Source organism: Patulibacter medicamentivorans (assembly GCF_000240225.1).
Classification (GTDB): Bacteria; Actinomycetota; Thermoleophilia; order Solirubrobacterales; family Solirubrobacteraceae; genus Patulibacter; species Patulibacter medicamentivorans.
The window spans coordinates 1-14,044 of the sequence record NZ_AGUD01000062.1 but is presented as its reverse complement, the minus strand read 5'-3'; the positions used below and the strand labels follow the sequence as shown (position 1 = coordinate 14,044).

The 14,044-nt window shown below is 76.1% G+C and carries 8 protein-coding genes; 4 read left to right on the top strand and 4 right to left on the bottom strand.

What is annotated here, in order from left to right; genetic code table 11:
* Nucleotides 1-150: 150 nt before the first annotated feature.
* From PAI11_RS06645 to PAI11_RS06630, 4 genes are all read right to left on the bottom strand, one after another.
* On the bottom strand, nucleotides 151-708 hold the full coding sequence (locus PAI11_RS06645; RefSeq protein WP_007572191.1) for an RNA polymerase sigma factor: 558 nt from the start codon (nucleotides 706-708) through the stop codon (nucleotides 151-153).
* A 61-nt stretch (nucleotides 709-769) separates the two neighbouring features.
* On the bottom strand, nucleotides 770-1,765 hold the full coding sequence (locus tag PAI11_RS06640) for a hypothetical protein (RefSeq protein WP_040598769.1): 996 nt from the start codon (nucleotides 1,763-1,765) through the stop codon (nucleotides 770-772).
* Between the two features lie 54 nt (nucleotides 1,766-1,819).
* Nucleotides 1,820-3,814 (bottom strand): ATP-dependent zinc metalloprotease FtsH, encoded by a 1,995-nt coding sequence (gene ftsH / locus PAI11_RS06635; protein ID WP_007572189.1) that lies wholly within the window; start codon nucleotides 3,812-3,814, stop codon nucleotides 1,820-1,822.
* Nucleotides 3,815-4,016: 202 nt separating this feature from the next.
* Nucleotides 4,017-5,939, bottom strand: a complete 1,923-nt coding sequence (locus PAI11_RS06630) for a PKD domain-containing protein (RefSeq protein WP_007572187.1) — start codon at nucleotides 5,937-5,939, stop codon at nucleotides 4,017-4,019.
* A gap of 227 nt (nucleotides 5,940-6,166) precedes the next feature.
* Between PAI11_RS06630 and PAI11_RS06625 the strand changes: the two genes are divergently transcribed.
* From PAI11_RS06625 to PAI11_RS26895, 4 genes are all read left to right on the top strand, one after another.
* Nucleotides 6,167-6,808 (top strand): hypothetical protein, encoded by a 642-nt coding sequence (locus PAI11_RS06625; RefSeq protein ID WP_007572186.1) that lies wholly within the window; start codon nucleotides 6,167-6,169, stop codon nucleotides 6,806-6,808.
* Between the two features lie 239 nt (nucleotides 6,809-7,047).
* Nucleotides 7,048-8,502 carry a type 2 periplasmic-binding domain-containing protein gene (locus PAI11_RS06620; protein WP_007572185.1) on the top strand — a complete coding sequence of 485 codons (1,455 nt, stop codon included), beginning with the start codon at nucleotides 7,048-7,050 and terminating at the stop codon, nucleotides 8,500-8,502.
* A 307-nt stretch (nucleotides 8,503-8,809) separates the two neighbouring features.
* Nucleotides 8,810-12,088: a hypothetical protein gene (locus tag PAI11_RS06615; protein WP_007572183.1), complete on the top strand. Its 3,279-nt coding sequence runs from the start codon at nucleotides 8,810-8,812 to the stop codon at nucleotides 12,086-12,088.
* Nucleotides 12,089-12,250: 162 nt separating this feature from the next.
* Nucleotides 12,251-14,044, top strand: a 1,794-nt coding sequence (locus PAI11_RS26895; RefSeq protein WP_040598767.1) for a hypothetical protein, incomplete at its 3' end; no start/stop codon positions are given.

Here is a 14,044-nt window from a genome sequence, read left to right as displayed (position 1 = left end):
GGCCGCGCCGGCGCCGGCCAGCCGCCGGAGCCACCCCAGCCGCCGGAGCCGCCGCCGCGGCGGGCGCCGTGGTCGCGGCGCGCCGGATCGCCAGCTCGAGCTCGTCGAGGATCGGCAGCTCCGGGTCCAGCGGCGGCAGGCGGTCGCGCATCATCGGTCGCGCTCCCACGCGTCGCGGTCGTCGCGCAGCAGGCGCCCGAGGATCCGGAGCCCGCGAGAGACCCGGGCCCGAGCCGCGTCCGGCCGCAGTCCGAGCCGCTGGGCGACCTCGGCGTACGGCCGCTCCTCGACGACGTGCAGGAGCACCGCCTCGCGGGTCTCGGCGGGCAGCTCGGCCAGGTGACGGGAGACGGCCGCCCGCAGATCGCGCATCCCGGCCAGGTCGTCGATCCGCTCGATCTCGCGGTCGCTGAGGGCGCGCCGCTCGACGGCGATCGCCGACCGGCCTCGCCGCTCCTGGTCGATCCGGTGCTCGGCCGCGCCGAGCTCGGACTGGGCGATCCGCCACAGCCACCCCGAGAGCTCGGCCTCGGTCGACCCGCGGAACTGCTCACGGCGCTCGACCACCCGGGCGAAGGTGTCGGCGAGCAGGTCGACCGCCCCTTCGGGATCGTCGACGCGACGTTGGAAGAACACGAGCAGGGAGCGGGCGTGGCGACGGTAGAGCCGGGTGATGCCGTCGGGGTCGAGGAGGGGGTGCGGGCTCATGCCGGACCCCCTCGGTGCCTGACGCTCATCGGCCCGCTCAGTGTAAACGGTCGCGGGGATGTCAACGCGCTGACCGGGCGCGTACACGGATCAGATCACGGACGAGTGTTGACGCGCGGGCCCGCTCGGCGGCCAGGAACCGGCGCGTGGCGGCGGGACCGGCCGTCACCGGCCGCAGCCCGTGGCGGCGCAGCGCGCGGCGCCAGGCCGGCCGCTGGGCCACCGCGGCCAGCCGATCGGCCGCCGGGCCGTTCGCCGCGACCGGCGCGACCAGCGCCACCCACTGCAGCGGCCGCGGCCCCGCCGGCCAGTCTCCGTGCAGGATCCGCACGGTCCCCGGCCGCCGCGTCAACGCGCTGCGCGGTCCGAGCACGACCCGGGCGTCGTGGCTGCTCGTCGCCGCGGCCGCCTCGCTCGAGCCCGAGAAGGCCCGGTAGGGCACCCGCCCGTCGACGCCGGAGCCGGCCACGAGGCTCGCCAGCAGCGCCCGCGACCACAGGTCCTGGCCGACGCCGACCACGAGCTTGCCGCCCCGCAGCTCGCTGCCGAGGTCGGCGAACGAGCGCAGCGGCGAGCGACCGGCGACCGCGACCGCGGCCGGGTCGACGGCCAGCAGCGCCAGCGGGCGGGCCGCCGCGAGCCGTCGCCAGGCGCGCTCGGCCCGCTCCGCGACGCCGGGGATCAGCGTCTCGCGGCGGTCCTGCCCGAGCTGGACCAGGGTCTCGGCGGAGACGGCCAGCAGCCGCTGGCGGGCGCCGGGCCCGACCCCGATCACCGACTCGACGGCGGCCGTGGCGCCGCCGCGCTGGCGAGCGGCGTCGATCTGCAGCCCCTCCCGCCGGGCTGCGGCCACCAGCAGCCGCACGACCGAGCTCGACGGACCGCCGAGCTCGCTGCCGGGGATCACGATCGCCAGCCGTGAACGGCGCTCGGCGGCGTTGCCGGCCTGGGTGCTGCCGCGGAACGGATGCTGGACGAAGTCGATCGCGACGAACAGCGAGACGGCCGCCAGCGCCACCGGCCAGACGAGGCCTCGCCGGAGCGACAGGGCCGCCATGGCCGCCAGTATAGGTCGGCGCAGCCGGCCACCCGCTCGCCCTGGCCGCTCGTGCTACCGCTGGTCGCGGCTCGGACGCGGGTCCTGGTCCGGGTCGCGGCTGGGGAGCGCGATCTCGTCGAGCGGCATCGGCGAGACGCCGGCGAGCATCGCGTCGAGCGCCACCCCCGAGAGCGTCTCGAGCTCGAGCAGCGAGCGGGCGGTCTCGCGCACGTGGTCCCAGTTCGACCGCAGCACGATCGTCGCCCGGGCCTCGGCGTCGCCGACCAGCCGCTCGACCTCGCGATCGATCAGGTTCAGCGTCTCGGGGCCGGTCGAGCCGAGGTCCTGGAGCGCGTTGCCGAGGAAGACCTCGCCGCCGGGCTCGCCGATCGTGACGTGCCCGAGCCCGCGCGACATCCCGAACGAGGTCACCATCGAGCGGGCCAGCTTGGTCGCCGCGTGGAGGTCGTCGCTGACGCCGGTCGACTCCTCGCCGAACTCGATGATCTCGCCCGCGGTCCCGGCCATGATCGCGGCCAGCTGGCGCTCGAGGTCCGAGCGCCCGTGCATCACCGCGTCGCGGTCGGTCAGCATGTGGGCGGCGGTGCCGAGCTGGCGGCCGCGGGCGACGATCGAGAGCTTCTGGGCGCTGATCGTCTGCCCGGTGGCGCGGGTGACGATCGCGTGGCTGGCCTCGTGGACCGCGATCGTCCAGCGCTCGTCCTCGCTCAGCACGTGCTTCTTGGCGGGGCCGGCGACGACCCGGTCGATCGCCTCCTCGAGCGTCGCCTGGTCGATCTCGCCGCGTCCGTCGCGGACCGTCAGCAGCGCGGCCTCGTTGACCAGGTTGGCCAGCTCGGCGCCGGAGAACCCGGGGCAGAGCTTGGCGATCTCGTGCAGGTCGACGTCGGGGCTGAAGGCCCGGCCGCGGGCGTGCAGCGACAGGATCTCCAGCCGGCCGTGGACGTCGGGGACGTCGACGACGACCTGGCGGTCGAAGCGGCCCGGGCGCAGCAGCGCCGGGTCGAGGATGTCGGGCCGGTTGGTCGCGCCCATCACGACCACGCCGGCGTCGCCGCCGAAGCCGTCCATCTCGACCAGCAGCTGGTTCAGGGTCTGCTCGCGCTCGTCGTTGCCCTGGCCGACGCCGGCGCCGCGCTTGCGGCCGGCGGCGTCCAGCTCGTCGATGAAGATGATCGCCGGGGCGGCCTTGCGGGCCTTGGCGAAGAGGTCGCGGATCCGGGCCGCGCCGACGCCGACCAGCGACTCGACGAACTCGGCGCCGGAGGCGGAGAAGAACGACGCCTCGGCCTCGCCGGCGGTGGCGCGGGCGAGCAGCGTCTTGCCGGTCCCGGGCGGGCCGACCAGCAGGACGCCCTTGGGCGCCGCGGCCCCGGCCGTCAGGTACTTGCTCGGGTCGTCGAGGAAGTCCTTGATCTCCCGCAGCTCGACGAGCGCCTCGGGGGCGCCGGCGACCGAGTCGAAGGTGATCGGCGCCTTGCCCTTGCCCTTCTTCTTGCCGCGGCCGCGGAACGACGAGAACGACGCGATCCCGCCGCTGCCGTCCCCGGTCTGGCGGGTGAAGAACGCGAACAGCGTCACCAGCAGCAGGATCGGCAGCAGGAACTGGACGACGATCGTGCGCGCCGGCTTGCCCGACTGGGGGTCGACGCTGACCTGGGCGCCGGCGCGGTGCAGCCGCAGCAGCAGGTCCTGGGTGGCGGTGTCGGAGCTCGGGTAGTCGGCGTAGACCCGCTGGCCGGTGTCGGTGGTGACGACGACCTGGTGGTCGCGGTCGAGCAGCTGCGCGGAGCGGGCCCGATCGGCCCGGGCGAGCGAGATCACGTTGCTGAGCGACACCTGCTGGCCCTCGGCCTGCGGGGACAGCGACCCCAGCAGCGAGAAGAACGTGATCGTCAACGCGATCGCCGCGGCGAGCAGGAAGGTCGCCAGCAGGTCGCGTCGCAGCAGCCGGCCGATCGTTCGCAGGACCTCGACCACGGTCGTGGCGGCCCGCTGGGTCGGCGTCGGCTTGCGGTGGGAGGCGGTCAGCCGTGGGTTGCTCACGTGAGCTCGCTCGCGATCGGGTCGGGGACGGGACGCGGAGTGGGAAGGGGTGGGCCCGCTCCGACGTCAGGGTCAGGGCGCCGAGGCGGGCCTGGCGCCTCTGCGCGGGGGTCGGCCGCAGCGCCTGGCGGAGGACCCTAACGCGTCCGTCATCACGCGTCATCAGCGCGACGTGAAGTTCACCGATCGGTCACAGAATCGTTTACGGACGGCCGCGCGGCGCCCGCACCGTCATCCGGACCGTCGCGGCGTTGCCGGCGCGATCGCGGGCGACGACGGTGATCCGGTAGCGGCCGGCGCGCCGGTAGCCGTGGCTGCGCCGCGCGCCGACCCCCGCGCTGCGGCTGCCGTCGCCCCAGCTGATCGTGCTCGAGGCCGGAGCGGGACCGGATCCGCCGCGGCCGTCGCCGATCCGGACCCGGATCGCACGTCCGCTGCGGACCGCCGAGGCGGTCGGGGGCCGGCGGTCGGTGCGCAGCCGCCCGACGCCGGTCGCGGTCGTCTCGCCCGAGCGGTCGGTGGCCACGACCCGGACGCGGTGGACGCCGTCGCGGACGGCCCCCTCGCGCAGCCGGACCTGGTTGCCGCGGACCCGGGCCGCCCGCCTGCCGTCGATCTCGACGGTGTAGTGCAGCGGCTGGAACCCCGCCGGCGGCGGCTCCCAGGCGATCAGCGGCCGGCGGGTGCGGGTCCAGGCGTCGGGCAGCTCGAGCAGGAACGGCACCGGCGGCGACGTCACCCGCGCGACCGCGATCTGGCCCTCGTCCGGCTCGCCCTCGTGGAGGGCGACCAGCGCGTCGCCGGTCCCCGAGCCGGCGATCCGGAGGCCGTGGACCGGGCCGCCCTGGGTCGCCGTGACGGCCTGGGTCGCGATCGTCCGCTGCCCCGCGAGCTGCTGGATCACGACCCGCCCGCCGCCGTCGGCGCTGGCGGTGGCGAGCGTCCCGCGGTCGTCGAGCCCCGCGTCGAGGACCGCCGCCGGGTCGGAGAGCGCGGGGCCGGTCGGGCGGAAGGCGGTCGCGGTGGCGCCCGCCCCCAGGCCGATCGTCGCGGTCCCGTCGCGGCCGAAGCCGACGCGCAGGCCGTTGCGGCCGCCGAGCGCCACCTGCGGCGGACCGGGCTCGCCGCCGGCGCCGCCGTCGCCGGGGGCGACGGAGGAGAACGTGCCCGCGCCGTCGTCGGTGATCTCGTCGAGCGCGCTGAGCCAGATCCGCGGCGGCGTCCCGCGGTCGCGGGGGTCGGGCTGCTGGCGGACCGCGACGATCGCGCGGCCGAACGCGGTCATCGCCAGGTCGAGGCCGTCGACGGCGCCGCGCTCGGGGCGCTCGGCCGTGCCGGTCCGGTAGGCGGCGAGCGGGGCCCCGACCCGGCTGGCGAAGACGCGCCGGGTCCAGACGCGGTCGATCAGCGACTCGTCGGGCTCCTGCCAGGCGACCACGCCGGTGCCGTCGGGGGCGATCGCGATCCGCGGCGCGACGGCCGCGGTCGGGATCCGGATCGGCACGCTGCGGTTGCGGTTGAGCACGCTGCCCTGGCGCTTCCAGCGGCTGCCGTCGAAGCGGGCGAGCCGCAGGTCGCTGCGGACGTAGCCGACCAGTCCGGCCTGGGTGCTGCGGACGGCGTGGTAGGCCAGCAGCGCGTCGCCGCCGGGCGCCATCGCCAGCGACGGGTAGGTCATCGTCCCCTCGCCGACGGTGTAGTCGACCAGCGTCGGCGGCAGGAACCGGCGGCCACCGCGGGGGAGCACCGCCGAGTACAGCGAGTCCTGGTCGGGCGGGCCGTCCTGGACCCAGGTGACGACCAGCCGGCCGCCGGTTGCGGCGCCGATCCGCGGCCACGACGAGTCGAAGCGCTGGCCGACGTCGACCCGCTGCGGCGGATCCCAGCGCTGGCCGTCGTAGCGGGCGGCGAAGACGTGCGGCCGTCCGTCCTCGGTCCGGCGGTAGACGACGCCGCCGGTGCCGTCGTCGGCCATCGCGACCCCGCCCAGCTCGACGATCGCGGGATCGGGCCCGGCAACCGTGGTCGCGGCCTCGATCCTGGCCGCGGCGGGCGACGCGAGGACCCCGGCGAGCAGGAGGCCGACGAGGCCCGGGACGAGGGGACGGGGGAGGACGGGACGCATGATGCGTGAACACCCTAGGCGTCTCGGGCACGCCGACCGAGCGGTGGTAACGGAATCGCTACAAGCTGGCGCGGGCGAGAACGCGCTGCGAGCGGGGCCGCCGGAGGGTAGGCCAGTCACGCAGACGGCGCTCGGCCACAGATTGTTGACGTAAACAGCTGCGGAGCCGCCTAGGGTCGTGTCGCCGGCCGGGGGGCCGGTGGAACCCACACGAGAAGGAGCTTCTGATGAAGCGGATCATTGGTATCGGTGCCGCGACCGCGATCCTCGCGCTGGCGGCCTCACCGGCCGCGATGGCGGATGCGGAGCCGACGGTGTGCGATGGCGTGATCGCCAACGCCAGCGTCGGCGACCTGCTGGTGCCCTACGGGGCTTCGTGCACGGTCGACGGCAGCTACGTCTCGGGCTCGATCACGACCGAGACCGACGCCGGCAGCCTGACGATCAGGAAGTCGCTCGTCGACGGCGACGTGCAGGTCGACTCGAGCCACGGCCTGCGGGTCGATCGCGCGGTCGTCACGGGCGAGCTGCGGGTGGTCGAGCCGACCGCGGCGGTCGAGTTGACGACCTCGGCGTTCAACGGCGCGGCGTCGATCCAGGCGCCGCTGGCGACGCTGGCCGTGGGCGGCGGCGAGGTCGGCCGCGGCAACGTCTTCGGGGCCGGGCTGCGCGTGCGGGCGGCCTTCGGGGCGACCGCGATCGAGCGCAACGTCGTGCGCGGCGACCTGGCGGTCGACGGCGGGCGGGCGGCGACGCGGATCAGCCGCAACCTCGTCTCCGGCGCGCTGGGCTGCGCCGGCAACGACCCGGCGCCGACCGGTGGCGGCAACCTGGCCGGCTCGTCGACCGGGCAGTGCTCGGCGCTGTAGCGACGGCGTCCCAGCCGCCGCTCGCGCGGCGGCGTCATCGGGTGCGGGCCCCGCGATCTGGCGGGGCTCGTGGCCGTTCCCGAGCGCGGATCGAGCGGACCGGCTGCCGCTGACATGACGTCAACGAATTTACGCTGCACGGTTACGAAACGTTGACGATTGTGGAGTCGGATCCCGCTGGACTGCACGGCGCGGGCAACGAGTCCGCGACCACGATCTCCCAGGGAGGGCGAAAGCTCATGAAGGGCAAGACGACGATGCGGGCATCGCTGGCGGCGGTGGGCGCCGTGACAGTGCTCGCGATGGTTCCGGGCGGGGCGCAGGCCGCGTTCGACACCGGCCACGACACGCAGTGCGAGAACGCGGCGAGCATCCAGGGGCGCGGTGCGTCGTTCCAGCGCTCGGCGCAGCTCGGCTGGGGCGCCGAGATCCTGGCGCCGAACGCGGGCGGCCCGAACGCGGTCGGCTTCGGCTACGCGACGACCGGCAACGGTGGCTGCGCGCAGTTCAAGCTGGCGGCCGACGGCGGCACCCAGAAGGTCACGTACGCCCCGACCGGCTCCGGCTCCGGCCGCCTGGCCTTCGGCGCCACGGGCACCGCGAACCAGCGCGACGTGAACGGGACGAGCGGCCCGTACGGCTTCGGCGGCGCCGACGAGGCACCGTCGGACGCCGGCTCGAGCAACGGGGGCGTGCAGCAGATCGAGAACGCCAACGCCGGCGACACCTCGACGGCGACGGACAACGCGATCCTGCACACGATCCCGGTCGCGCAGTCGTCGGTCGCGGTCGACGCGCGGATCCCGGACGGCTGCCAGGTCGCGGCCGGCTCGACGACCCGCCGGATCTCGGCGACGAAGCTCGAGCGGGCGTTCGCCGCCGACAGCTCGGCCGACACCTGGGGCGAGATCGTCCCGGCGATCGTCGGCTCGTCCGGTGGCCTGACCACCGCGCAGTGCCAGGCCAAGCCGGTCGTGCGCGTGGTGCGCTTCGACAGCTCGGGCACCACGTTCGCGTTCAAGCGGCTGCTGCAGAAGATCGCCACGCGCGACAGCTCCGGCACCACCTGGAGCGAGCCGACGCTGGGCAACACCGCCTGGCCGAACGACACCGCGGCGAACCTGAAGAAGCCGGCCAGCAACGGCGCCGGCGCGCAGCTGGACCTGCTGGCCACGCAGACCGACGGCGGCATCGCCTACGCCGACCTGGCGACCTCGCGCAGCAAGCAGTTCGGCTGGGACGGCACCGTCGCGACCGATCGCAGCGTGTGGCTCTACGTCGAGCAGCCCGGCGCCACCGGTCAGTACCGCAGCCCGGCGACCGACAACAACCAGACGGGCACCAAGGGCTCGAACTGCGGCGCCGTCGAGTACACCGACAAGGGCGCGACCCCGGTCGCGCTGCCGACCGACACCACGAAGTCGTGGTACGACGTCGACGCCGCGTCGACGACGGTCCAGTACCCGGGGTGCGCGCTGACGTTCGCGCTGGCGTGGCAGACGCCGCAGCCGGTCAACGTCGGCATCACGGACCCGGCCAAGCGGTTCACGCAGGACCAGGCGCGCGGCGTCAAGGACTACCTGAGCTACGCGCTCAACGGCGGTCAGGGCGAGCTGGCGGCCAACGACTACCAGGCGCTCCCGACCAACGTGCTGACGGCGGCCCAGGCCGGCGCCAACACGCTCGGCTGGTAGCACTCGGCTGGCAGCACCATCACGGCGTGCGTCGCGGGCCCCGGTCCTGGCGCACGACGTGAAGCGGCACTTCGACGGCCGCCCTCCCCGGAGGGCGGCCGTCCTGCGTCCCGGGCGGCCTCCGGCGCGCGCGGCGCTTCGCACGATGTTCACGTTCGATGTGTGCGGCGTCCGTATCGTCGGCCGTCGTGTTGGCGTGAACGTTGACGTTCCGCCATCAATCGCCGCCACGACGAGGAACGACGGAACGATGCGAGCAACGGTCAAGCCGAGTCACGATCGACCCGGGCTACGGCGCGGACGAGCGGTGCTCGCCGCCGCCGCGATCGCGGCCGGGGCGCTGGTGGCCGCGCCGGTCGCCGGCGCCGCGGTCAACGACGTGCCGCTCCCCGGGTCGCGCCTGACCGCGATCGGCGGAACGGCCGACGTCAGCGCGACGGCGACCCGCGGGAGCACGCTCTACCTGGGCGGCGTCTTCCACGGCATCGGCCGCCGCTCACCGGGACTGGCGGTCGTCGACGGGGGCAGCGGCCGGCTGGACGAGACGGTCGACGAGCTCGTCGCCGTGAGCGGGCGGCAGGCCGGGGTCACCGCCGACGCGGCGGACGGCAGCGGCGGCGCGTGGATCAAGACCACCAACGTCCCGGGCTCCGGCCCCGGCGGGCTGGTGCACGTCTCCACCGGCGGTCGCCTGCAGCCCGGCACGGTGGCGTTCCGCAACGGCGCGGCATCCGTCGCACCGACCGCGCTGGCCCGCGTCGGCGACCGGGTCTTCGCGGTCGGCGGCTTCGACAGCGCCGACGGGCAGCCGCGCTCGGGGCTGGCGGCGTTCGACGCCGGGTCGGGGGCGCTCGACGCCTGGCGGCCGCCCGCCATCAGCGGCGGGCAGGTCTCCGGCGTGGTCGCCGCAGGGGCCGACGCGCTGCTCGTGACCGGCACCTTCACGACCGTCGACGGCCAGCCGCGCGCCGGCCTGGCGCTGCTCGATCGGACGAGCGGCGCCCTCCGCGACTGGCAGCCGGCCGGGGCGCCGCGGCCGACCACGGGCATCGCGCCGGCGGTCGACGGCGACACGGCCTACGTCGTGGCCGCCGGCGGCGACGGCAATCCGAGCGTCTGGGCGCTCGGCCTGGCCGATCGCAGCGCGCGCGACCTGCGTCTCGGCGCCGACGGCGCGATCGCCGCGATCGCCGTCGCCGACGGCAAGCTGCTGGTCGCCGGCGGCTTCGCGAAGATCGGCGCGCAGGCCACGCAGCCGGCGCGCGCCGGCCTGGCCGAGGTCGATCCGGCCGACGGCCAGGCGACCGCCTGGGACGCGCACCTGGCGCGCTCCTCGGGCGGTCGGGTGAGCGTCCGCAGCCTGCTGGTCGACGGCACGGCCGTCCGCTTCTCCGGGTCCTTCTCGACCGTCGCCGGGCGCACGCGCTGCACGGTCGCCGCGGTCGGACGCGGCGACGCCGTCGCCACCGACTGGGACCCGCGGGTCTCGAGCGAGCCGGCGACCTGCGAGGGCGGCGTCGACCTGCTCGCGAGCGGGGATCGGCTGTGGCTGACCGGCGAGGGGCTGCAGGCGGCGAACGTCGAGCCGCGCCACGGGCTGGCCGCGATCGACGTCGCCGACGACCGCCTGCTCGCGTGGGCGCCGGCGCTCGACATCTGGTTCGGACCGAGCGACGAGCCGCTGCCGACCGCGCTCGCGGTTGCGCCGGACGGATCGTCGGTCTACGTCGGGGCGTTCGGCATCACGGCGGCCAACGGCGTCCCGCGGTCGAACCTGGCGGCGCTGGCGTCGGCCGACGGCGGGACCGCCGCCGACCAGCCGACCGACGTCCGCGACTGGGATCCGGCGCCCGACGGCGCCGTCAACGCGATCGAGCTGTCGGCCGACGGCGGTATCGCGATCCTCGGCGGGGAGTTCCAGACCGTCGGCGGCCAGGCGCGGGCCGGCCTCGCGTCGCTGACGACGGCGAGCGCGGCCACCGTCGACCCGTGGGCGCCGAACCCGGACGGCCCGGTCACCCAGCTGGCGCGCGGCGGCGACGGCACCCTCTACGTCGCCGGCGGGTTCGCGAACCTGGGCGGTCAGGCCCGCAACGGGCTCGCGGCCTTCGCCGGCGCGACCGGCGCGCCGACCGCGTTCGATCCCCACGGCCCGGCGGGCGCCAGCTACAACGACATCGCCGTCGGGCCGGCCCCGGCGGGCGGCGACGCGGTCTACGTCGCGTTCGGCAGCACGGAGCAGCGCCAGATCGGCGGCCAGGCCCGGCGCGCCGTCGCGGCGCTCCGCGGCGACAGCGGTGACGCGACGACCTGGGCGCCCACGATCGAGAGCGGCCGCACCGTCGACCAGGTCTCGGTCGTCGGCGGCAGCGCCTACCTGCTCGGCTCGTTCCGGACGATCGCGGGGACCGGCCAGGGCCAGCAGGAGCCGCGATCGCAGATCGCCGCCGTCGACGCCGACGGCAAGCTGCTGCCCTGGGCGCCGCAGCTCACCGGGACCCCGGCCGGCTGGACGCGGCCGCGCGTGCTCGCCGTGGCCGGCCGCCTGGTCGTGCCGACCGCCGGCATCCAGGGCGTCGGCGGCGTCGGCCAGAACGGCTTCGCCGTCTTCGGTGACGCCGTCGCCCCGGTCCTGAGCGCCGCCCCGACGGTCGGCGGCGTGCCGCGTCTCGACGCCACCGTCAGCTGCCAGCCAGCGACCTACTCGGCCGGCGAGCCCCTGCGCCGCAGCTACCGCTGGCTGCGCGACGGCCAGCCGATCGGCGGTGCGACGGGGACGACCTACAGCGTCTCCGCCGACGACGTCGGGACGATGCTCTCCTGCGAGGAGACCGGGGCGAACCCCGCGGGCAGCGTGGCCACGCCGTCGGAGCCGGTGCGCGCCATCAGCGGCCCGCCGGCCAACGAGGAGCCGCCGCAGGTCGTCGGGACGGTCCAGGTCGGCCTGGCCGCGACCTGCACCACCGGCCGCTGGACGAACGCCGACGGCTTCGACTACCGGTGGCTGATCGACGGCGCCGCGATCGCCGGCGCGACGACGCGGAGCTACGTGCCGGCCGACGGGCAGCAGGGGCGCCAGCTGGGCTGCGAGGTGACCGGTCGCAACGCCGCCGGGCCCGGCGCGCCGGTGCGGAGCGCGGCCCGCGGGATCGAGGCTCGCCCGGCAACGACCACGACCACCACCCCGACCACGACGACCACCGTCCCGACGACGACCAGCGTCCCGACGACGACGGTGCCGACGACCACGACGCCCGACGGGCGGCCCGTGAAGGTCACGCTCGGCAAGCTCGCCGCGACGCGCAAGCGCCTGACCGTCGCCGTTCGCGCCGGCGGCGCCGGGCGGCTGACGCTGCGGCTGACGACCAAGGTCGGCAAGCGGACCGTGACGCTGGGCAGCGGCTACGTGACGGTCAAGCGATCCGGCGCCCTGAGCGTGCGGCTGAAGCCGAGCGGCAAGGGCCGGAGCGCCCTGCGCAAGGGGCGCCGGCTGACGGTCGCGGTGACGGCCTCGTTGACGCCGCCCGCCGGCGGTCCGGCGACCACCGGCACGGCGAAGGCGACCCGCAAGGTCCGGGTCGGCTGACGCGGCACCGTCCTGGTGGACCGTGCTCGCGGTCCCGTCCGCCCCGCGCGCCGGCGCGCGCCGGGCGGACGGGACCGGCGGCCGCTGTTCACGTGGACGACAACGTTTCCTTCTCCTGATGTTCACGTGAGCGCAGCGACTCCCCACCTACAGTGCCTCCTCATGCGCGGCGGCCGACATGCTCTGCGCGGCGCCGCCGCCGGCGTCGCGCTCGTCGCCGCGGGCGTCCCCGCGATCGCGCAGGCGGCCTACGAGCCGGGCGCGGTCCCGGCGTCGGCGACGGCCACCGAGCTGTCGGACCGCGGAGCGGGCGCGCCGCTGGTCTCCGGAGACGGGCGCTACGTCGTCTTCCGGACCGCGTCGCAGGTGCTGCTCGGCCGGCCCGCCGACCCGGGCCGGTACTACGCCGGCGGACTGGTGCGCAAGGACCTGCTGACGGGGGACGTGGAGCTGGTGGCGCCGCCGGTGCGGGCCTCGCGGGCGACCGGCGAGACGATCGGCAGCGGGGTCGACGTCCCCGCGGCCGGGATCAGCCACGACGGGCGCTACGTGCTCTTCGGGACGACGGTCCAGCTGGCCAGCTCGAGCGTCGACCGCAGCACGATCACGCCCGACGTCTACGTCCGCGACATGGCCGCGCCGTCCTCCGACGTCGGGGCCTACGAGCTGGCGTCGGCCCAGGACGGTCGCGAGACCGGCGCCTCGTACGCCGACGCCGCGCTCGGGGCGATGCCCGGAAGCGCCGGCGCCGCGCTCAGCGACGACGGCCGGCGGGCGGTCCTCGTGACGCGGACGGCGACCAACCTGCCGGCCCGCAGCGGCACGACGACGCCGCGCTGGCAGGTGCTCGTCCGCGACCTCGACCGCCGGAGCACGCGGCTGGTGACCCGGCGCACGAGCGACCTCTCCGACGACGGGACCCCGGTCTCCGAGGTCGCCGGGGCGCCGCAGCCGACGGCCGCGATCAGCGGCGACGGCCGGACGGTCGTCTGGACCGGCGGCAGCGTCGTCCAGCAGACGCGGCGACTGGGCGGCGAGCCGGCGCCGCCGTTCGAGCTGCTCTGGCGGGACCTCGACGGCGACCCGGCCGCGCCGGCGGGACGGGTCGCGGGGGTCGCCGATCCCGAGGACCCGGCCTGTCCGGCCGGGGCGGCGTTCGTCGACGATCGGCAGGCCTCGGGGGCGTGCTACGGCCCGTTCGCCGACCCGGAGGCCCTGGATCGCGACGGGGTGCCCGCGAGCCTGCCGTTCTGGGTGTCCGACGACGGTCGCCGCGTGCTCTTCCGCAGCACCGCGCGGGAGCGGCCCTACGACTCGGTCGCCTATCGCGGCAGCAACGTCTACCTGGCGCAGATCCGGACGTCGATGCCCAGGCGGACCGCCGTCCGGCGCGCCTGGTCGACCCCGGACGATCGTCCGGCGGGCCAGCCGCGAGCGCTCGCCGGCGACGGTCGCCACGCGCTGCTCACCTCGGCCGGGATCCGCTTCGACGGCCTGCAGCAGGTCGGGACGGTGCGCAGCACCCCCGGGACCGCCGACGTCTACGTCGCCGACCTCGACGCCGGCACCGCCGAGCGGGTGACGACCGGCTACGACGGCAGCGACTACCGGATCGAGGCGGCCAGCAGCGACTCGACCGTCAGCGCCAGCGACGACGCCGGCGTCGTCGGGTTCACGTCGCCCGACGCCAACCTCTTCCTCGGCGACGCCAACGGCGCCATCGACGTCGTCGTCGCCCGCCGCAAGCCGGATCCGGGGTCGCGCCTCGACGGCCGCGAGCTGCCGGCCCCGCCGGCCGAGCCGCGCCCGGACCTGGCCCCGATCGCCCCGCTGCCGTCCCGGTTCCCGGTCGTCGAGCGGCTGACGGTCTCGCCCCGCACCGGGACCGCGCGCATCACCGTCCGCCTGCCCGCCGCGGGCCGCCTGCGCAGCACCGCGACCGGCCGCGCCCGCCGG